The organism is Methanosarcina siciliae T4/M (assembly GCF_000970085.1).
Taxonomy (GTDB): Archaea; Halobacteriota; Methanosarcinia; order Methanosarcinales; family Methanosarcinaceae; genus Methanosarcina; species Methanosarcina siciliae.
This window is the reverse complement of sequence record NZ_CP009506.1, coordinates 4,686,988-4,708,690: the sequence shown is the minus strand read 5'-3', so window position 1 is coordinate 4,708,690 and position 21,703 is coordinate 4,686,988. Positions and strand designations below refer to the sequence as shown.

Sequence of the window (21,703 nt, the reverse complement as noted above, 5' to 3'; positions counted from 1 at the left end):
AAGTTAACGGTGAAATTTAATCTCAATCTCCCGTTCTTGGATTTAGGACAATTTTCCTGGTTAAAGGTATTTTTATGAAACAGAATTATTATTTCTTTATTATACGAATAATGTTAACACTGAGAATCAATTTAAAATTTTCAGTTTCTCCCTCTTCGAATTAAAGGTGGTTTTATGAAGATAAACCAATTCGCTCCGGTGATTAAAAAACAATCAATATCCAGGCTAAAACCCGAGTCGGATAATCAACGGTATTCAAAAGGATTTATGTATCGGGCATTAATTAGTGATCTGGACCATCTGTTAAAGAGATTTTTGTGCAACGGTTTCATAAGCTCTTTTGATTAAGGGAAAGCAGTTTTTTTAAGGTGGTGTGATGTCATATCAGAAGTTTGCAAGGGACGTTGGTTTTATTGGGACGGTTCAGATTCTCACAAGCCTGAGTGCCTTCTTTTTACTTCCCATTATCACAAAAACCCTTGGAACATATGATTACGGGCTCTGGGCACAGATCAGCATTACAACATCTTTGATCTCTTCCCTTGCGCTTATGGGACTTTCAATGAGTTTCGTCAGATTTTTATCTTCCGAAACCGATAAGAAAAAAATAAGGGAAGCAGTATATTCAATCCTTTTTTTTGTTACAGCATCAGGTTTGATGGCTTCATTCCTGTTATATATATTTGCAGAGCCGCTTGCAACTTTCGGTTTTAAGGAACCTGAAGCAACATATTTTGTTAAGGCAGGCTCCCTTTTAATTATTTTGAATATAATTGAATCTGTATCCCTTTTTTATTTCAGGGTTTTCAGGCAAATTAAGAAATTCTCTTACCTTACTTTTTTTGAAACCTTTGGAAAACTGTTATTTATCGTGATTTTCCTTAAAATGGGATACGGACTTCTTGGAGTAATAACCGCAACTTTAATTACTCAGGGTCTGATTTTTTTAGTCGCTTTTGTTACCATAGTTTCCCAGATAGGTTTTGTCATTCCGCGGTTTACTTACATCAGAGAGTATCTGCAGTTTTCTCTGCCATTAACTCCAAACTCCCTTATCAGGTGGGTTACGGATTCAAGTGACCGATATATGGTTACTTATCTTCTTGGCCTGGGTAGTGTTGGAGTCTATTCTGCGGCGTGCTCAATAGGAAACCTCATCCAGCTTTTTGTAAGCCCCCTTCAGCTTATTCTCTTTCCCGAGCTTTCAAAGCTTTTTGATGAGAATAAGATGGAAGAGGTAAGAACATATATGTCGCATTCTCTGAGATACTTCCTTATTATCTCTATTCCTGCAGTTTTTGGACTTTCAGCTCTTGCAAAACCTTTACTTGGGATCCTTACCACTCCGGATTTCGTATCTGGCTGGTTTGTAATCCCTATAATCGCTTTTGCCGGGCTGATGGCAGGAATATTCCAGATTTTTGTCAACACAATGTTCCTTATAAAAAAAACGAAGTTTGCTACCTACATTAATATCGTTGCCGCGGTTTCAAACGTGATAGTCAATCTCATTCTCATCCCTTCAGTAGGCATCATAGGGGCTGCTTTTTCGACCCTCATCTCCTACTTTTTGATGGCTACACTTTGCATACATGTGTCCCTAAAACATTTCAAGCTTGATTTTCATTTCCTGGACATCGGAAAAAGTATTCTGTCCTCAATGGCCATGTACTTCTTTGTTTCCAGCCTATCTATCGCGGGCATAGTTGAGCTTTTTGAAGCCGTGGGAGCAGGCATGTTTACTTATGTGGTTGCAATGTTTCTGGTAGGGGGTTTTACTGACAACGAAATGTCTTTAATAAAAAGGTATCTGTTCAGGTCAGAAGTTAGCTCTAACAGCAAATAATCAGTTTCCGGAAAGCAACTCCCTTGCTGTTTCCCTTACGCTGTTCTCAGACGTATAGACAGGTTTCCAACCTATTGCTTTTAGTTTCTCTATCCCGAGCCTCATTCTTGGCACATCGCCTTTCCAACCCCTGTTTCCTCCGGTATATACGAATTCTACATCGGAAAGGCCCATCTCTTCAGTAATAACTCCCCCTATTTCTGTAGCACTGATTGTGTCTTCGGAACCGATATTGAATATATTTATATCTTCTTTGCTTTTCTCTATTGCAAAAAGGATAGCATCAACACACTCCGACACATGAAGGTAGGATTTTTCCTGTTTTCCGTCCCCAAGAATCTCGAGCCTGCCGGGATTATCCTTCAGCTTCTTTATAAAATCAACAGTGATTCCGTGTGTGCTGCGCGGTCCTACAATATTTGCAAACCGGAAAATCCACGCCTGTATATCGAAGGTGTGAGAGTATGAAGTGATGAGAGCTTCACAGGCAAGTTTTGAAGCCCCGTAGAGAGATATAGGGATAAGGGGACCATAATCCTCCGGGGTGGGCATCACGCTTGCTTCCCCATAGACTGTGGATGTCGAAGTAAATGCAATTTTTTTTGCATCTCCTTTTCTCATAGCTTCGAGAAGGTTGTAGGTTGCCAGGATATTCTGATCCAGATGGACTTTTGTATCTGAAGCTCCAAGTTTAACATCCGGATTTGCAGCTACATGGTATACCATGTCAACATCCTTACAGGCTCTTTCGATAGCTTCAGGATCAAGAAGGTCTCCTCTTACAAGAGAAAAATCCGGGTTTTCAAGGTGATGCTCTATAAATTCCATTTTGCCGGAACTGAGGTTATCGAAAACAACAACCAAGTTTCCTTTTTCTAAAAGGCGGTCTACCAGATTGCTCCCTATGAACCCGGCTCCTCCTGTTACAAGTATTCTGTTCTCTGAAAGCATGAAAATCTACAAATAATCTGACTCTCACTATTAATATTTTTCACTCTTTTTGAAAGTTTTGCAACTTTTTTCTTTCTTTCCCCGATTGCTGTACGAAATAAGGGAAAAGTTAAAGAGATAAGGTGAAAAGTAGTTTAACCCAGTGTAAGAATAAACCTTTACGTAATTTTTCCTTTTACCGGAGAGTTAATCGTGACTATTAAAAAAGCACTCATTCCGGCAGCCGGTCTAGGAACTCGTTTCCTGCCTGCCACCAAGTCCATGCCAAAAGAAATGCTCCCGATCATTGATACTCCAGTCATCCAGTATGTCGTGGAGGAGGCTATAGCCTCAGGGATAGAGGACATAATCATCATCACTGGAAGAGGCAAGAGAGCTATCGAAGACTACTTTGACGACTCCCCTGAACTTGAAATGCACCTTGCGAAAAAGAACCAGACAGACATGTTGAAGCTGGTCAGGGATATCTCCTCTCTTGTTGATATCCATTATATCCGCCAGAAGGAACCTAACGGGCTTGGAGATGCGGTGCTTAGGGCAGAGAATCATATCGGAAATGAACCTTTTGCGGTGCTCCTCGGAGACGACATTATCGTTAATGATAAACCCTGCACTGCCCAGCTTATCGAGAACTTTGAAAAATACGGAAGGTCAACCATCGCAGTTGAAGAGGTGCCTTATGAAAAACTGAGCAGTTACGGAATTATAAAGGGTAAGCCTCTTGACGATTCTCTGTACGTGCTTGAGGATATCATGGAAAAACCCTCTCCTGAAGATGCTCCTTCCAATATCGGGGCAATTGGGCGTTATGTTTTCACCCCTGAAATTTTTGACTGCATTAAGGAAGCCGGAACCGGGGTGGGGAGCGAGATCCAGCTTACGGACGGCATCAGGGTCCTGAACAGGTCTCAGATGATCTACGCCTGCAGGTTCAAAGGAAAAAGGTTCGATACCGGAGATCGGCTTGGGTATGTAAAATCCATAATCGATTTTGCTCTTCAGAACGAAAACCTCAGGGACGATGTGCTTGAGTGCCTGCGGGAAATCCTGGCAGTTGAAAAGGTCCCGGCAGAAATGAAAGAATAAAAACGGAGGTAGGAATTTCTGCTGATTTTTCACCAGCAGAGTCCCTCATAATCCACATCTTTAGCTTTAATTATCCGTCTCCCGTCAATAACTATCTTCTCTTTCATTTCCCGGAATTCAGAGTCGAGATTCCTGAATTCGTCCCATTCTGTCATCACAAGGCAGGCGTCTGCATCTTTAAGCGCATCTGCAGCTTTTTCACAGTATTCGATTGCGGGAAAGATACGCTTCATGTTCTCGGTTGCCATCGGATCATAAGCCGAAACCTGGGCTTCCAATCTGAGGAGTTCAGCAATCACAGGGATTGATCTGGATTCTCTTATGTCATCCGTTTCGTTTTTGAAAGCGAGGCCAAGGACTGCAATCTTTTTGCCTGTAAGATCTCCTATTTTCCGCTGAAGAATTTCAGTCATAAGAAGGGGTTGCCTTTCATTTACAGCTATTACGGACTCCAGAAGTACGGGAGAGTATCCGATTGCTTTTGCTTTTCCTATGAGCGCTTTTACGTCTTTCGGAAAACATGATCCTCCAAAACCTGCTCCGGAATTTAAAAATTTTGGGGAAATTCTGAAGTCCCTCCCCACAGCTTCCATGACCTCATAGGTATCTATCCCCAGCTTTTTGCAAATATTCCCAATCTCATTGGAAAAGGAGATCTTGGTCGCAAGCAGGGAGTTATTTGCGTATTTGATCATTTCTGCGGTTGCCAGCCCTGTGCGCGTGATCTCGCATTCGAAGATCCTGTAGAGCTCGGAAACCAGATCTCCTGATCTTCTGTCGATCGACCCGACAATTATTTTGTCAGGGTGAATGAAATCATGGACGGCTTTCCCTTCCCTGAGGAACTCCGGGTTCATTGCGACCCCGAAATCTTTTCCGGCTTTCTTTCCGGAGGTTTCCTCAAGGATCGGCAGGACAAACTTTTCTGTTGTTTCGGGCACTACCGTACTTTTTACTACTACCACATGGTAGCTATTTTTCTTTTCCATGGCTGCACCGATACTTGCAGCTGCTGCCCGGACAATTGAAAGGTCTATACTCCCGTCTTCAGCCGAAGGGGTCCCAACACAGATAAAGGAAATATCCGTTTCATTGACCGCAAATTCATAATCAGTAGTTGCTATGAGTCTTTTTCCTGCATATTTTCGCAAAAGTTCTCCAAGCCCCTCTTCATAGATTGGAGGAATACCTGCGTTTATCTGCTCTGTTTTTTTCCTGTCGATATCTACACAGATGACTTCGTGTCCTACCTCTGCAAAGCAGGCTGCAGTGACCGAACCCACATACCCTGAACCAATAACAGAAACTTTCATAGTCTGAACCTCTTTCTCGGAAATTGAGGAATTAACTGCTTTAAAACCTTATTTGTTTTTGACAGTTTGTGTCTCTTTACAATTCCTGGTCTTTGATGCTTCTCGCTTTCGGGCTTTCGTATACTTATCCTTTTCGTGAGGTTTGAATATTTATATAGCTTGACAGTTTATAAGTTTCTATAGATAGAATTTAGTACATGTTCTTACAATACCTTTACCGATAAGCTGGGGGATATTTAGTGCTTTCAATGTTAATTCTGGGTACGGAAAAGCTTGCTCTGGGAAATAGTTTTCCCGGTTCAGGCATCTGTTTTATTTATACGGATTTTGGAATTCCTGAATATTACAGGATAACGGTTCTGGGACTGATCGTTCTTCTGGGGCTGAAGGAAACGCTCCTGGTTTCCAGAAAAGAAGATAATTTTTCGATAGATTCCATTGATATGGGGATATATCCTCTGTTGATCTGTTTTGTTGCCACTTTTCTCTTTGCAGGCCTGGAAATTATTTTTACGGGGCTATCTCCATAACTCATAAAATTTCTTCATTTTTAAATATTTCCTTCGATTCGTCTTAAGAAGTCTCTCTTCTGAAATCTCTGAGGTAATAATATACCATTTTTTTCGTTTGTAAAAATAGAATAATCAGGATTATCTGTGTTTTTAGTTCCTTACAGAATTTAGTTCAGAATCTTACTTTCCAAAACTATTTATTCTTGAACTATTTATCTTCTAACCATAATAGTGTTTGTTAGTGATCCTATCAGAATCAAAAGTTTAAATTTAAGGAGGCGCTGTAATGGGGTTGGATATAGCCGGGGGGGGTCGGTGTTGCCATCATCCTGTTGTCAGCTCAGGGGAAATTTAAGGGACATTGAATCCGCAAGTAGGGTTCGAAAAAAGGGATTTAGGAAGAACCAGGGTATATTGAATGCTTCTCTGATTAATCAAGTAAATGTGAAGTAGAAGACTCCCTGATTTCTCGAAAATATCTCGCCTTATCGGTTTCCGGGTTTGGCATTTAAATCGTTTCCTGCTTTCCTTTTTACGGCTGCCTTCCAGTAAGAAAATTGTCCGGTTTCCTCAATTCGTGGAATCAAAATGTGGGACCAGTTAGGGAGTGAAAATCTTGAGGGTCATTGTTGATATAGGGCATCCGGCGCACGTTCATTTTTTTAAAAATACTATATGGAGTCTTGAAAAAAAAGGACACCAGGTAATGGTTGTCTCAAGGGATAAAGACGTTGTAATAGAGTTATTAGATGCCTATAAAATCCCCCATACAGTTTTAAGCAAGGTCAGGTCGGGCAAGATACACCTGTTTGAAGAGTGGTTCGTAAGAGAGTCTAAACTTTATAATATTGCTCGCCAGTTTAATCCGGACGTCATTACGGGTATTCTCTCTCCTCCGGTTGCTCATGTAGCCTGGGCACTGGGAAAAAAATCCATCATTTTTAATGATACCGAACATGCAGAAATAGCCCAGAAAATGACTTATCCTTTTTGCAATATCATTTGCACGCCCACTTCCTTTAAAAAGGATGCAGGAAAAAAACAGCTCAAGTACAGCGGCTATCATGAACTGGCATATCTCCATCCCGCTTACTTCTCTCCGAATCCTGATGTTTTACGGGAACTCGGAGTAGAGGAAGGTGAACCGTTTGTAATCATGCGCTTCATTTCGTGGGGTGCACATCATGATGTAGGCCAGCACGGAATCGATAATAAGTTGTCACTTATTAAAGAACTCGAAAAATTTGGGAAGGTTTTCATTTCTTCGGAAGGGAAACTGGCAGAAGAATTTGAACGATACAGGATCAGGGTGCCCTCGGAAAAAATCCATGATCTTCTTTATTATGCCACACTATGCGTGGGGGAAGGAGCAACCATGGCTGTAGAAAGCGCAATTCTTGGCACTCCGTCTATTTATGTTTCCTCCCTTGCAGGGACTATGGGAAACTTTTCGGAGCTCGAAGGAAAGTACGGTTTGCTCTTCAATTACAGTGAGTCGGAATCTGCCCTTGCAAAGGCTTTGGAACTTCTCAAAGACCCTGAACTTAAGAAGACCTGGGGCCTCAAGAGAGCCGCCCTGCTCAGGGACAAAATTAACGTAACCGAATTTATGGTAGGGCTCATAGAAAGTCTTCCTGGTAAAAAGTCAGGGGTTTCCATGCCAGTGGTTTTGGATGAGAGCTATGTATGACTTACTGAAGCAAAACTCAAAAATCTGGGATCTTTTTTCCCGAAGAGAAGAATATTGCCCTGAAAAGCTTGATGAGCACGGACGTTTTCTTTTCGCTGAATCTTTTTTGAAAAAAGCCTCCGAGCCTGAGGTTTCCAGATACCTGGTAGAACACGGGATGAAAGTTGAATTCCCGGAAAACAGGACCTTTGCTGTGTGTTTGACTCATGATATGGATGATATTTATCCTCCTCTTTCCCACAGCCTTCTGTCCTCGGCCTTCTGCCTGAAGAATCTGGATTTCCGGGGTCTGGAATTTCAGTTCCTCTGGAAATTCCGGGGTGCCGGTTATTCCCCTTACCTTAACTTTTCCGAAATCATGGATCTTGAAGAGGATTTCGGGGCAAAATCCTCTTTTTATTTCATTGCAAGCAGCAAGGACCCAAAAAGGTTCAGATATGATATCGAAGACTTGGAAGGCTCTCTGGGAGAAATTTCCGATAGGGGATGGGAAGCCGGCTTACATGGGGGCTATTATTCATATAATGACTCCCGAGCGCTGAAACGTGAAAAAGAAAGGCTTGAAGCCATTCTGGGTAAAAAAGTTCTGGGTTTCCGCAACCATTATCTCCGGTTCAAAACTCCCGAAACATGGGAAATGCTTGCGGATGCAGGGTTCGGATATGATTCAACTTTCGGATTCAGTGATTCGATCGGCTTCAGGAATGGTATGTGCCATCCTTTCAGACCATATAATCTCACGGAAGGCAGGGAGATAGGCATACTGGAAATTCCGCTTACTGTAATGGATGTTGCTCTTTTCAAGGCTTTCGGATCTTTTGAGGAAGCCTGGAAATGTACAAAGGATCTTATAGATACGACAGCAAGGTTCAATGGGGTAATTACCCTGCTGTGGCATAATTTCGTTTTCGGGTGCAGTTTCCGAAAAGACTGGATCAAACTCTATGAAAAAGCGCTGCAGTACTGCTCTGAAAAAGGGGCATGGATGACAAGCGGAGAAGAGATTTACAGGTGGTGGGAGAATGAATCCCGAGTCTAAAAGGAAATACCTGTTGATTACGCCTGCAAGAAATGAAGAGGATAACCTGCCTGACGTTTCCGAATCCGTAACGGGGCAGAAAGTAACACCTGTACTATGGATCATAGTGGACGATGGGAGTACGGATGGAACTCCCTACATTCTTGAAGGTTTGAAGGCAAGATACTCCTGGATTCGAAGCATAAGGCTCCCTCCAAAGCCAAGGGACATAACCTTTCACTATAGCTACGTCTGCAAACAGGGATTTGATTATGCACTGGAATACAGTAGGGAAAATGGCATTGAGTGTGATTACATAGGGCTCCTTGATGCCGACACCGTACTCGAAGAAAACTACTTCGGGAAATTAATGGGTGAATTTGAAAAGGATTCTTCTCTCGGGATTGCAAGCGGAGGGGTTTACTATGATTTCGGCGGCAAGCTTTCACGAGAAGTATCCGATAAAAATCTGCCCCGCGGCACAGGAAGGCTCTGGAGAAAGTCCTGTTTTCTCGAAACCGAAGGTTATCAGGTGGAACCTTCCCCGGATTCCATTTCCAATACTAAAGCTCTTCTTCGGGGCTGGCAGCTCAGGCAGTATATAGATGTTGTCGAAATCCAGAAACGAAAGACGGGATCAGGAGAGGGGCTATGGAAGGGATACGTTAAAAATGGCTGGATGGCTTATTACGTAGATAAAAGTTTATCTATGGTTCTGTTTAATACGCTTTATTTTTCTTTCAAGTCTCCATATTACACAGGAATTGCATACCTCTATGGATATTTCAATTCAGCCGTTAAGAAGGAGAACAAAATCAGGGATACGGAAATAAGGGCTTACTATAGAAAACAAAATCTGGGTCTGTTGTTTTCCCGGATTTCGGGAATTTTAAGCCGCAACTCTACAGATGCCAAGCAGGGAGAGCGGTGAACATGCTAACATATTTTGATGGAACGTTGGATTAAGGTGGTAATATGAAGTTGCTCTTTCTGGATATAGTGTGGCCCCTTTACCTGGCTGACGGATCCCTTATACACAGGCATGAACTTGTAAGTAACCTTGCAAAGATGGATAATGAAATCCATATCTTCACTACGGATAGTTCCACTCTTTCTCATCTGGGCAATATCCGCTGCCATTATATACGTCCTGGAAGCCTGCTTACCCTTACAATAAATTATTTCCGGAGTTCTGCCGGGCTAGTCGGTTCCGAAACTTTTGATGTTCTGTATACAAGAAATCCGAATTTCGGTTTTCTTGCCGGGCTATTTTGCAAAAGCAGGTTTAAAACTCTGGTTTATGAATTAAACGGGATCCCGGAAGATGAAGGCAGCCTTATCAAATCCAGATGTGACGAAGAGAAAGTCTTGCAGAAAGGAAAAACGGTAAATTTATCCAGGCATTTTTCTTCCGCAAAATCCAGGTTAAATATCTCGGTTCTGAAAAAAGCTCTCAGGCTTTCGGATAGGATAATTGCAGTGACTCCGGGAATAAAAGCGAATCTTGAGAGTGCTTATAACATTCCTGGAGAAAAAATAACTGTGATCCCTAACGGAGCAAACACCTCTCTCTTCCAACCGCTTGAACAGGCTACATGCAGAAAAGAGCTCGGGCTTGACCCGGAAATTCCTTATGTATGTTTTGTAGGAAACCTTGCTCCCTGGCAGGGAGTCGAATATCTGGTAAAGGCGGTTCCTTCAATACTTGACAGATACCCGGAATGCCGTTTTCTTATTGTCGGTGACGGGGTTATGAAGGACGAGTTGCTCAACCTCTCAGGAGAACTGGGGGTTACAGACAGGTTCGTTTTTACAGGTGTGGTTGCCTATGATCAGGTACCTGTGTATATCAATGCAAGTGATATCTGTGCTGCTCCCTTTATACTGGCGAGGAATGCAAAAATAGGGCTTTCCCCTCTAAAATTATATGAATATATGGCTTGCGGGAAGCCAGTTATTGCAAGTGCGATTAGCGGGGTTGCTGATGTACTTGAGGCTTCGGGAGGAGGAATTCCTGTTCCTCCGGAAAACCCGGAAGCTCTTGCAGAAGCTATCTCAAAGCTACTTGAAAATCGGGAATCAAGGGAAAAAATAGGCTTAAAAGGTTTAAGTTATGTTACTGAAAATTACAGCTGGTACAGTGTTGCGAAACAGGTAGACAGAGTCTGCAAATCAGGTCTCAGGGACTGAATGCCCAAAATTCTACTTCTATAATTGATCATAGAACACATTATTGTCTATAGGGATTTAAAATGGAAGAAATTGAAGTCAGGGAATCAGCGCCGTCTGAATACAAAGACTGGGATCTGCTTGTGGAAAATTCTCAACCAGGTATGCTCTTTCACACAGGTGATTGGCTGAGAATCTGCAGGGGTACCCTTTCCAGAGACTTTAAGATTTATGGTTGTTTCAGAAATGGTGAACTTGTGGGCGGAGCAGATGTCCTCTTTTCATTAAGAACTTTAAACTCACATTTCGACCCCCCTTTCAAAAATAAGGTGATTTTTGCAACAACTGGATAAACTTATTGAATCTGCCGTAAAACATGCTCAACAAAATCAATGATTTTGGCTTGAATCCCACAATGTTCAAAAAAATCCAGTTCAAATTTAGAAAATAAAATAAAAAAATAGATACCTCTGAATAAATATAGTGAATATTGGGTAATTAATAGAAATGTAAAGGCAAAATTAGCAATGGACTGTGCGAATAAAAAAAATAAGTTGTGTTTTTTGGGAGGGGGTCGAAATGTGAGTTTAAAGGTATGCTGCAAATAGGGTCTTCAACCTGTAGGATGTAAGGACTTTTGTCTGTAGGGGTGGGAAATCCGGAGGGAACTTAAAAGTGCAGGTGAGGCGGGCTTAAATCGAGATTCTCAAACGACCCTGAAACTTATTACCGCCTGCTTACTCTGGTCTATGAGAAACAGAAACTGGAACCCCCCTCTGCCAATTCAGTTCTTTGAAAGGTGTTCAAATTAATCCGGGAGAAAGATGTTGGTTACATGTTTGTCTCGGAAGCTCTGAAGGAGGAGCCGTTGCCGCCCATCTGAACCTCTATGGTAGAAATGCACGATTACCTGGACTTCAGCTCTAAACCCTGCTTACTTTGGTAGAATGGGCTCCAATGCCCTCCTATAATTTTCGGATCTTCCATATTTTGTTTTTCTCAAAACAATTTTTTTAAAACTTTTGGAATTGATTCTTAAGATGGTTAACTTCTAAATAAGCTTATTTCCTGAGGCGAAGTTTAATCTTCCTTCTCAGTTCCTATTTCTTACGTTTACAAGTAAAGTTGAGAACATTTTTCTGAACATGGGATCTTCATGAAGAGTTATTGCGTAATAGATAACCGTCATAACCACGGCTGTAAATATTATCAGGTAAAAGCTTGTAGAAATCAATTCTATCAAAATTAACGGGATAGATATTATAATGCCTATTGTTGTATATTTTACAAGAATTTCTACGCTTTCTTTCTTGCTAATTCCTACAAGCCCCAGCAGGTATGCGTTGTTCCAGAGCCAGAACACTATTCCTGTAAAGCTATACAGGGCAAGAGCGAATTCAGGGTCTCCGTGAGTTCCTCCTATTATCAGGGCTAATATCCTTGAGGCAAGGAGGACTATGCTGAAGGTGAGCCATACTTTCTGTTTCTCAAATATGTTATATAGAGTTGAGATTGGAGAGGAAAGAAAGACCAGGAAGATCCAGGGCACAAGGATTCTTACGTATGTGCCTGAAATACCCCAGTTTTCTCCAAAAGCAAATACGAAAATCTGCTCTCCGAGGATCACCAGGAGTATCATGGGGAAGATTCCTATTGAAATCAGCTTTTTGTAAACCTCCTCAACTATAGTCTTCATGTCTCCTTCCACATTCCCGTTCTTAACCTCACTTACTTTCTGGAAAAAGACCTGGCCTATAGCTGTGCCGACAATTCCCATAGGCAGGTTTACTACCTGGTTTGCAAGTGAGAAATGCCCCACAACTGATGTACTGTAAAAGTATGCAAGCAAAAAAGCAGGAACCTGGGGAGAAATAGTGTTTGCGATCGATGACCAGGAGCTGAATAACGGAAATTTTTTGTACCGGATGGCCACTTCTTTCATTCTTTTAATTGAGACCTGTTTGAAAATCTTAATATCTTTTTTTATGCCCTTAAGCATAATAAGGTCTGCAAATGCATACCCTGTAATGAATCCGCCAATCAGGCCTAATGGGGTAATAATCCATGTCGCAAATCCTATTTGAACTAACTTTGACGTTAAGGTGTTCGAAACTCTGGACCCTGCAATGACTCCGAAACGAGTTTTTCTTGAAAGCCAGTAATTTTGCACAAAAAAGATGCCATTAAGGAATATTATTAACGGAAGGAGTGGCAGGTATCTTGAAATTCCGGGGGTGTTGAAAATGTTGTCGACATTATCTGGAATTAGCCAAATCCCTATTCCTGTCAGTAAGGATACAAAAGTCACCAGTACAATACACAGGGCAGTGACATTTGCAGCATCTTCCTCTGTCTTTGGCAGCATAATCGCAAGTTGATACGAGAAAGTAGAAACAATCACAAGTATGCCTGATAATGAAATGAAAAGCTGAAAAATTCCAAAATCATCCGGATTATAAATTCTTGTGATTATGGGTATGAGAATTATGCCCAGAACCTGTGCAGTAACACTTCCGGAAACAAGTTTTAGTACGTTCGTGATAAAGTTCGACATTGGGTTCCCAACTTTAAAATATATTAATTCTGTTTTTTGTCGTAGATAAGGGGTTTCCACACTGGCGATTTATATAATAGTTTCCAATGAATTTTTATTTTTTTATTTATTTACTTTCTTTTATGTAGGCCAGTACATCTGAATTGTCATATATCAGTGCATACTCCGGAGCCTCGAAATTGTTGAAGAACTCTGCTGGTAACGGCTTGATTATGTTTACCCCGTATCTATCCGGATCATTTATGGATATTGGTTCCCAAAGGGTTGCTCTTCTTAGCAATACCAGATGCTCGCTGCTGATCTCTCCCGACTCGACCTGGTTCGTATTGAAGTATGTTGCGTTATCCACATTGTATCCCGGGTCTCGATAAAAAAGACAGCTGTCATAGGGGGCATCCATCAAAATGTTTCCTGAATACACTGCAGATAGTGTTTTCACAGGCTGGATTTCAATGTTCTTAAACTGGTTCCTTACAGTTGTCTCTTTTCCTACAAGAGGGTTGTCTTTATTAATTCCCGGTGTAGTGACCATTACGAATGAGAAGAACAACATTATTATGAAAATTGCGGAAATTTTTGCTTTTTTGGAGTTAAATAGGCTTACCAGCTTCAACATATATGAGGCAGCTACCAGCACCAGAAACACTGCTATAAGAGGAAACCACCTGCTTGTAAGGAAATTTCTCATGCCCAGTAAAGGAATTCCGTATGCAAAGCTATAAAGAATTACAACAACCAGGGCAATTGAAAACTTATCTATTTTTTCGGCGTCCCTGCGGGAAAACCATGCCAGGACCCCTCCTATTGCAAAGAAAGGCAGGGCGAGGTAACTTATGTGAAGTATCAGTGTTTCCATTGAGTTCTGCACGCTTGTAGTTCCTACGATAAGTTCATCGCTTGAGTAACTGGAGCCGGCCTGAAGTACGTTTATAAGAGGTCTGAAGATCATCTCAAAAAAGGAGGTTCCAGGAGTTACATATGTAAACATCCAGTAGGTTTGCAGACAAATCACAAAAAAGAGGATGTAATTAAAACTGACCGTTGTAGTGGGTAAACTCTCATAAAGGTGTTTGTGCAGGATTTTTCCCACTATGATCGAAATTATTGCCAGAAGAACCACAAAAGTAGTTAACTGGTGGGTCAGCACTATCAGAATAGTAACCATGAGAAGAAGTCCAGTCTGCGTCAAACCTGGCTTTTCGCTAAAGATTGCATAGAGGATAATTATGAAGTAGCAGAGAACCAGGGAACCCGGGGTTATATTTGTAATCCCGCTAACGATATTGTGATTATTCAGGTTTATCAATAATGCTGCAAGCAATCCTGTCTGAGGACCTTCGAGTTTCTTTCCGATAAGGTAAATCCCTGCCGTGCTGAAAATATCGGCAAATCCTATAGAATAAAAGAAGCTGTCCTTGATGTCCAGCCCACCCATCAACTGGGTTATAGAGACAAAAATGTGGGCAAGTGGGTAATAGAAATATTTATTGCTGATCTCAATCGGAGGAACGGCTCCTGTCTCAGTAATTTGTTTTGCCATGCCTGCATGGAAATAAGCGTCATAACCCATGAGGCTCGGGAAATTATAATAAATCCCGGCTCTTATAAGGATTGAAAGAAGGAATATCTGCAGCAGTATTGGAGCTACCTTGTCTCCTTTTCTTACATACAGGATTTCCGAGGCTATGATTGCTGCAAGTGTGCATATCAGTATAAAATAAGATATCGGTCTGTAATACAGGTTCATGCTGTATACGAGCACACTTATCAGAAACACGAGATAAAAGGAAAGATTAAGTCCATTTTTTAACCTGTCTTTTTCAGAGGAAACGGGGGCCTCACTTTTAAATTTTTTTCTGAATAACAAGTATATTAAGCAGGCAGAAAGAACGGCAGTTCCGATGTCCTTCTGGTTTAAATTAATCAGGTAATATAATGAAACAATAAACATACCTAAGGTGAATCCCATTACACTGAGAATCGTGTCAAGATTTCCAGTAAGCTTATCTTTATACACTTTTATGGTTCCCATACAACCCACAACATAATAACTTTCTTTAGGATTATATAGTTTCCCGATGAAACACATTCCATCCTAAATGCGGCCAAGTTCTCCTTTAAGTTCCTTAACGCCGAAGGTAAGATCTTTATTTTCTGTTCATCTGCATATTTACCTGTATCTACCCCGCAAAAAAGGCAGTTTCATTGATCGGAATCATATGGATTTTTACCCGGCTGCAGCTTCAGATTTCAATCATTCTTTCTTCCTGATATGACTGGATTGCAGCCAGTGCCACTTCCAAGGCATGCTTTCCTTCTTCTCCCGAGGGCATAGGGCAGTTTCCGTCCCTTGCGCAGCTGATAAAATGGGAGAGTTCTTTTTTCAAAGGTTCGACTTTTTCTACCCTGGCTTTTTGGACCCAACCATTGTCGTGAAGTTCCACACTTTGATCAAGGTAGTCCAGATATGCAACTCCCTTCAGGCCGACAGCTGTAAGCTTCCGGATTTTGTGAGGAGTAAGCCAGTTTGTTTCCACAAGCCCAGAGTATGCATGGTTCAGACGAAGATGAATTGTCGCATGGTCTTCAAAAGAGTGTATATCCGAGCCTGCTACGGTGTATACCTGGTTAATCTTCATTCCATAAATGCAGGAGATTATATCTATGTCGTGAACCCCAATATCCAGTATTACTCCCACATCTCTTGTCCTTGGATTGTAAGGACCAACTCTTCTGGTTGAAACGGAGACGACTTTCCCCAAAGTTCCCGAATCAACGATTTCTTTTAATTTCAGAACCGCAGGGTTAAATCTCTCGATATGCCCTACCATCAGGTGCCTGTCCTGTTCTTCCGCGTATTCGATCATTGCAGCTGCATTTTCCACACTGTCTGCAATAGGCTTTTCTACAAGCACGTCCACTCCAGCTCCAAGGGCATCAAGCACTATAGGACAATGAAGGGTAGTTGGAGCTGCGATACTTATCGCGTCGAGCTTTGTTTTCTCAAACATTTTTTTATGGTCTGCAAAAGGCAGTGTATTATACATTGCCGCAAGCTCTTTTACCCTTGAAGTATTTGGATCGGAAATCCCTATCAGTTTTACGTCTTCCATTTCACTATAGATCCTGACGTGGTTCTCCCCCATGTAACCGGTTCCGACCACTCCTATACGCATCAATTATTCTACCCCCCGGAATGATTTTATCATGTTTTTGTCTTAATTTGTCTGATATCCTGCCGATCAAACAGGATAATTTCCACACATGTAATGTGCTATCAGTACAAAGATCGATTCTTATAAGAAAGACTTTGAGTTCTTACTGATTTTTCAGATGGCTTCAATCCAGTTTTTTTCCATATTGTTCCTTTCATCCTATGGGAGCCTTCGGAATACAGGTAAGTTAAATCTCAAACTCTTTTTCCCCCAATTAACGGCATATGCCTTCCTTATTATGCCGTCTCCCTCTTAATTAATAAATATTTTTCGGATATAAGTTTTAGCTTTACATCAATATTTTTTGTCAGTAACCGCTGACTATGTGCACATATCTAACTCTTCTGCCTATCTTTTTGAAGCCTGTTGACACTTCTCATATTTTGCTTGAATTCTTCTGACTAAAGAAAGCCTACTTGCCTCTTCCAGTGTTCTCAGGGATGTCCATACAGATGTGCTTCTTTGTCCCTTTAAATCTTCATTCTACAGAGCTTCTTTTTTCTTTACGACTGCAGGGTAAATAAGTTCTCTGTATATGTATTATTTTTCCGGAATGGTTGCTTCCTTAATTTCAGGGACTTTTCAGGCATTATTTTCCCTGTTATTTTCTTCCTGCGATAACCACGTCATTTTTCTCAACGGACTATTGATTATTATGCTTTTTTTCTCCTATACAACTTGCGCAGGGCAGTTAAATTCTTTCATGTACTGGTTCCTGAGAGTCATGATCGTATATGACCCGGTCGGAGCATATAATTAATTCCCTACTTAAACTATTTTTTCATATATTTTTCTCCGTTTCCATTATCTCTAAAAAAATAATGTTGAGACATCATACACCATTTTTATCAAATGACCGGCAGTTTTCCCAGTTACCACGAGAGCATAAAATTATATTGGATAAACTTGTTTTTGCTGCAAATCTGCCTGATGGATATGCCCTATTTTAGATATCCAGAATATATGTCTTATTTTTCTGGGATTCCGAAATTTCAAAAGCCAGAGTTTTGGAATTCCGATTTTTACTTCTATACGCTCAACTCTTTATTTAATAAAAAGAGTATCTCTCTAAGTTATTAATATTTTAACAGGTAATTTTCAATAAAATCCCAACTTTATATATATTTTCATTTGAAAATCTTTTAAATGATAGCCTTTAATATTTTTGCATTTATACACATACAGGGGGTTATAGTATAATGCACATTCATAAGGGGGTGGAGAGGGTTTGTATTCGGCCCTTACGTTTTGTCTTAATTCTCTAATTTCCGATCCTATCAGTATAGTTTCATCGCCATCTCAACTTTCCGATAGGCCTCTAAGGCATGAGTTTACAGTTTTGATTCCGGCTCAAAACGAAGAAGCTTCCATAGGAAGCAAAGTCCTGCTTGCGGCAAGTTACGCAGACCGCGTACTGGTGCTTGACAAAGGGTCTACTGACCGAACTATGGAAGTGGCAGCTCTTGGTGGGGCAAGAGTTGTTCCTCTTTCGGGAGGAGAGGAAGCTTTGCTCAAAGTCCTTTACAGGACATCCCTTGATTCAGAGCTTGTTGTTCTTATCTATCCGGAGTGCATGCAGGACATAGATCTGCTTTCTCACGTCCTTGAACCGTTGAAGCAGGGATTTGACCTTTCGGTGGGTTCCTGGCCATGCAGGGTTTCCTGTGAACAGGAGACGGTCATGCTTCTGAACGGGAAAAGCACCTTCAAGGAAAAGATAGGCTTTCTTGCCGTGACTTCAAGAGCGCTTCAGAGTATTAGCTCAGGCAAAGAGCATCTGTCTTTGAAATCCCTGCTTTCTGCTGCGAAAACTGAAAAACTTAAGGTTAACTATTTGAGTTTTGACATTGACCCGGCATTCAGGAAGCTTGAGAGCACCCGTATAGGGGTTGTAGTGCCTGCCTATAACGAAGAACTGCTTATCGGCGAGACCCTGAGCGGGATTCCGGAGTATGTTGACCGGATCTACGTGATCGATGATGGAAGTACTGACCGGACCGGAGAAGTTATAAAACAATTCGGAGACTCTAGAATCGTTTATCTGCGCCACGAAGTAAACAAAGGTGTCGGGGCAGGGATCATTGACGGGTACAAGCTTGCTCTAAAAGACGAAATGGATATCGTGGCAGTTATGGCCGGAGATAACCAGATGGATCCTGTCCATCTTCCGAGATTGATCTTCCCGATTATTGAGGGACTGGCCGACTACACAAAGGGCAACCGGCTTCTCTCGGAAAATTTCATGACCGGGATGAGCAGGTGGAGATCTTTTGGAAACCTCCTGCTGAGTTTCCTGACTAAAATAGGGAGTGGATACTGGCATGTCATGGATCCGCAGAACGGGTATACAGCCATTTCCAGGCAGGCTCTTGAGGTTATTGATCTGGACTCCGTTTATCCTTACTACGGCTACTGTAACGACCTGCTAATAAAGCTCAACGCCTTTGGAATGAGGGTCATGGATGTGGTAATCCCTGCACGTTACGGCAGAGAAAGATCTTCCATAAGGTACAGTAAGTATATCCGAAGGGTTTCACCAATGCTTTTCAAGGGTTTTCTCTGGAGGCTCAGGGTTAAATACATGGTGCTTGACTTCCATCCTCTGGTGTTGTTTTACTTCCTCGGGATGCTCGCCTTGCCTTTGAGTGTTATCCTTGGGATCTGGGGACTTTTGCAGCTATTGCTTCAAAGTCCACTGCCGTCCTATTACCCATTGCTAGGTTTCCTTGTACTGGGTGCCGGACTTCAGCTGCTCCTTTTCGGGATGCTCTTTGACATGCAGGTTGAAAAGAAAATGAATGAAAGAGTAAGACTTGCTCGTTGAGGTCCGGAAGGAAAACTCCCAGGCTCTTCTCTTAATTATTTTGTTTAGTGAATTTTTCCGGGCACTTCTAATCCTCTCTTTTTTATCCCGGATTTTCTACTCGGAGCTGTATTTTAGTCAGTACTTTTTTTCCGGCTCTCCGTAAAAATAAAAATTATTTCTATCCTTCGAATTTCCGAAATGAACGTAGGAGATAATTCAGGTTTGAATGAGCTTTCAAGCATTTTTACCAGGTATTCGAGGCCTGTGTAATCAATGGTATCTTTAGGAAAGCTCAATCCAGGCAGAGGTCAGAAAAAGCTTGAGGTCGTCTCCAAACCTGATCTTCCATGATATGGAATAAAAGAAAAACAAGGACAAATACTCTTGTATCTTTTCTTGAGCGAGATTCCTTGATCTATTGCGGATTTTAGGCTTGTATTATTTGTCTGTATACTCTATAGTAAGTTTTGGCCTTTGGGCTTTGTTTTTCCATTCCGAACTGTAGAATGCAATATAATTATTGCTTTCATTGCGGGCTTTGATTAGGAAACCTGTATTGTCGTATTCTTCACTGACGTATTTTTTTACGAGCTCGGTTACATCCAGCTCATAATAACTGTTGTCAGGAAGTATACTGCCTTTGATCGTTATTGTAGCATACGGAGTGGTGCCCTGCAGATCACCGTTCTTATCGTACCAGTCTCCTCCCGGGGTCCGCCAGGGGCTTTCTATTTCTCTTTCTTCCCAGGTAACGTGTTCATCACACCATTTTTCCGGTCTGTAAACTTCCAGAATAGTATCTTCCGGTCTGGCTTCTTCAGGGTAATACCAGAACAGAGAAAGAGTTGCCTTTTCAATACTGCCCGTTTCATCCAGTTGCTTCAGTTCGAACAGCATAAGGCCCCTGTATATTCCTCCCTCCGACCTTTCCCCCACGTCTATATATTCGGTTTCCCTGTACGTTGTGGTCGGAGCTTCTTCTTTCAACCTATTGTCCGAGGCAACCGAAAGTGAGATGATTTTAAGGTTTTCTTCATCCGCTTCTCCCGAAGCAAAACCTAAAAAGGTATTTTTCACAAACCCTACTATTTTTGAGATCACCCTTTCAATCTTCGATTTAAGGCCTTCTTCCTGTTCCATACCCTGCCCATCTATCTCAGAATGCATTTTCTGTGGCCCGGCATTTATGGCGTCTGCACAGGGTAGGTTTTGCCCTGCAGATCCGTTCTCACTCAGCTGCTCGATAAGTGCGGGATCGACCTCTACATCCGAGGTAGAGCTTGCATACATGTAGTTCCCACCCGAATTGTTTGAGAGGCAGTTATTTTCAAGGATGAATGAGTGGGTGTTTTGCAATTTGTTATAAAATGCATAACCTTCCCCGGCTGTAGGGCTTGGTTTGGTATTTATTATTATATTATTTCGTGCGATGGTTGTGTAGTTTGAGCCCGGGGCTGAAAACTCTTCATCTACTTCTTTATGGGCAATTGCTGCCCCGTAGCAGCCATCGAATATGTTGTTTTCTATCAGGGTATCGTAAAAACCGTTGAGGACAATTCCTCCTGACCAGTCAGCTCCGGAATTAATGCCTGTATTATAAAATTTATTATTGTGAATGTACACGTCTTTTGCAGAGTCTTTTGAATATTCGGATCCGTAGCCTGTAATCCAGATGCCTGCGGTATTTGTTTCATATATCAGGTTGTTGTAGATTTCGATATCATTCATTGCTGTTGAAGCGCCTGCTTTCTGGATTTCAATTCCTGCTCCTCCTTCTCCTTCGGAATTGATTACATTGTTATAGAATTTAACGTGGTTCCCGTTATATACCCTGAGTCCACTGTTTGTCCTGCACGTTATCCTGTTGTTCCAGGCCTCTATGTTCGAAGAATAGATTATGTAAAGAGCGTCATGCCCGAGTTTATATACGGTGTTATTATAAAACTGAATTTCGGACCCTTTCACCACTTTCAGCCCATCGCCGTGGCTGTCGTGCATGTACATGTCGTAGACCCGAATATTTTTACAATTTAGGAAATGGATCAGGTTGTGATACCCTTTTCCTCTGCTTTTTTCTTTATTCCCATCGTGGTTCCCGTCAATCTCAAAACCTCTTATGGTAATATTATGTATTTCCGAACTATCAATATGGGTAATCAAAGGTTTCTCCAATGGCCAGTCTGCTTTATCTTCAAGTTTTATCACAGCTGTGGAATCCCCTTCCAGGACTGTATCGCTTCCGATGAAAATGCTGTCTGAGATGATGTATGCGTTGGGGCCTTTCAAATGAACGGTTGTGTACTCCGGGTTTTCTGCAACGTATTCGAGGGCTTCGTTAATCTCGACCTGGTCATCGGTTCCATCACAGTTGAAATCTCCACTCCCGTCAGTATTTACATAAACAGTCTGTTCTGGCGGGGCATTTGAGAGGGCAATGGTCACAATTGTAAGAAAAGTTATAAGAGTTAAGATCATGATTCCTTTTTTCTTCTTTTCCTCTCTTCTGTATATCTGCTGATTTTCGCTCATTTTATACCCCCAAT

General features: G+C 41.6%; 15 protein-coding genes. 9 read left to right on the top strand and 6 right to left on the bottom strand.

Annotated elements, in window-relative coordinates:
* The first annotated feature begins 376 nt into the window (after window positions 1-376).
* Window positions 377-1,846 carry a flippase gene (locus MSSIT_RS19725; RefSeq protein ID WP_048174168.1) on the top strand — a complete coding sequence of 490 codons (1,470 nt, stop codon included), beginning with the start codon at window positions 377-379 and terminating at the stop codon, window positions 1,844-1,846.
* On the opposite strand, the gene MSSIT_RS19720 is transcribed toward MSSIT_RS19725, so the two are convergent.
* On the bottom strand, window positions 1,847-2,797 hold the full coding sequence (locus MSSIT_RS19720) for an NAD-dependent epimerase/dehydratase family protein (RefSeq protein ID WP_048174166.1): 951 nt from the start codon (window positions 2,795-2,797) through the stop codon (window positions 1,847-1,849).
* A 192-nt stretch (window positions 2,798-2,989) separates the two neighbouring features.
* On the opposite strand from MSSIT_RS19720, the gene galU reads away from it, so the two are divergent.
* Window positions 2,990-3,883, top strand: coding sequence for a UTP--glucose-1-phosphate uridylyltransferase GalU (galU, locus tag MSSIT_RS19715; RefSeq protein WP_187151822.1), 894 nt, complete (start codon window positions 2,990-2,992; stop codon window positions 3,881-3,883).
* Between the two features lie 29 nt (window positions 3,884-3,912).
* On the opposite strand, the gene MSSIT_RS19710 is transcribed toward galU, so the two are convergent.
* Entirely contained in the window at window positions 3,913-5,196 is a 1,284-nt protein-coding gene (locus MSSIT_RS19710) for a UDP-glucose dehydrogenase family protein (protein WP_048174162.1), read from the bottom strand.
* A gap of 248 nt (window positions 5,197-5,444) precedes the next feature.
* Here MSSIT_RS19710 and MSSIT_RS19705 point away from each other — a divergent pair, with 248 nt between their 5' ends.
* From MSSIT_RS19705 to MSSIT_RS19680, 6 genes are all read left to right on the top strand, one after another.
* Complete coding sequence (locus MSSIT_RS19705; protein ID WP_231590570.1) at window positions 5,445-5,726, top strand: hypothetical protein; 282 nt, start codon at window positions 5,445-5,447, stop codon at window positions 5,724-5,726.
* A 598-nt stretch (window positions 5,727-6,324) separates the two neighbouring features.
* Complete coding sequence (locus MSSIT_RS19700) at window positions 6,325-7,398, top strand: DUF354 domain-containing protein (RefSeq protein WP_048174159.1); 1,074 nt, start codon at window positions 6,325-6,327, stop codon at window positions 7,396-7,398.
* The gene (locus MSSIT_RS19695) at window positions 7,382-8,437 is read left to right on the top strand and encodes a polysaccharide deacetylase family protein (RefSeq protein ID WP_082089078.1); all 1,056 of its coding nucleotides are present in this window, start codon (window positions 7,382-7,384) and stop codon (window positions 8,435-8,437) included. The genes MSSIT_RS19700 and MSSIT_RS19695 overlap by 17 nt, the downstream gene beginning before the upstream one ends.
* The gene (locus tag MSSIT_RS19690) at window positions 8,421-9,347 is read left to right on the top strand and encodes a glycosyltransferase family 2 protein (RefSeq protein WP_048174156.1); all 927 of its coding nucleotides are present in this window, start codon (window positions 8,421-8,423) and stop codon (window positions 9,345-9,347) included. The genes MSSIT_RS19695 and MSSIT_RS19690 overlap by 17 nt, the downstream gene beginning before the upstream one ends.
* A gap of 44 nt (window positions 9,348-9,391) precedes the next feature.
* Window positions 9,392-10,606 (top strand): glycosyltransferase family 4 protein, encoded by a 1,215-nt coding sequence (locus MSSIT_RS19685; RefSeq protein WP_048174154.1) that lies wholly within the window; start codon window positions 9,392-9,394, stop codon window positions 10,604-10,606.
* A 62-nt stretch (window positions 10,607-10,668) separates the two neighbouring features.
* Entirely contained in the window at window positions 10,669-10,938 is a 270-nt protein-coding gene (locus tag MSSIT_RS19680; protein ID WP_048174153.1) for a hypothetical protein, read from the top strand.
* 740 nt (window positions 10,939-11,678) lie between these two features.
* Here the strand turns inward: MSSIT_RS19680 and MSSIT_RS19670 are convergent.
* The 3 genes from MSSIT_RS19670 to MSSIT_RS19660 all read right to left on the bottom strand — a co-directional run bounded on the left by MSSIT_RS19670 (window position 11,679) and on the right by MSSIT_RS19660 (window position 16,318).
* Entirely contained in the window at window positions 11,679-13,139 is a 1,461-nt protein-coding gene (locus MSSIT_RS19670) for a lipopolysaccharide biosynthesis protein (RefSeq protein WP_048174150.1), read from the bottom strand.
* A 106-nt stretch (window positions 13,140-13,245) separates the two neighbouring features.
* Window positions 13,246-14,916: a hypothetical protein gene (locus MSSIT_RS19665; RefSeq protein ID WP_231590082.1), complete on the bottom strand. Its 1,671-nt coding sequence runs from the start codon at window positions 14,914-14,916 to the stop codon at window positions 13,246-13,248.
* Window positions 14,917-15,382: 466 nt separating this feature from the next.
* Entirely contained in the window at window positions 15,383-16,318 is a 936-nt protein-coding gene (locus tag MSSIT_RS19660) for a UDP-N-acetylglucosamine 3-dehydrogenase (RefSeq protein ID WP_197080304.1), read from the bottom strand.
* A 1,375-nt stretch (window positions 16,319-17,693) separates the two neighbouring features.
* Between MSSIT_RS19660 and MSSIT_RS19650 the strand changes: the two genes are divergently transcribed.
* Complete coding sequence (locus tag MSSIT_RS19650) at window positions 17,694-19,178, top strand: glycosyltransferase family 2 protein (RefSeq protein WP_231590080.1); 1,485 nt, start codon at window positions 17,694-17,696, stop codon at window positions 19,176-19,178.
* A gap of 420 nt (window positions 19,179-19,598) precedes the next feature.
* Here MSSIT_RS19650 and MSSIT_RS19645 read toward each other — a convergent pair whose 3' ends face one another.
* Window positions 19,599-21,689, bottom strand: a complete 2,091-nt coding sequence (locus MSSIT_RS19645) for a disaggregatase related repeat-containing protein (RefSeq protein ID WP_048174140.1) — start codon at window positions 21,687-21,689, stop codon at window positions 19,599-19,601.
* Between the last annotated feature and the right edge of the window lie 14 nt (window positions 21,690-21,703).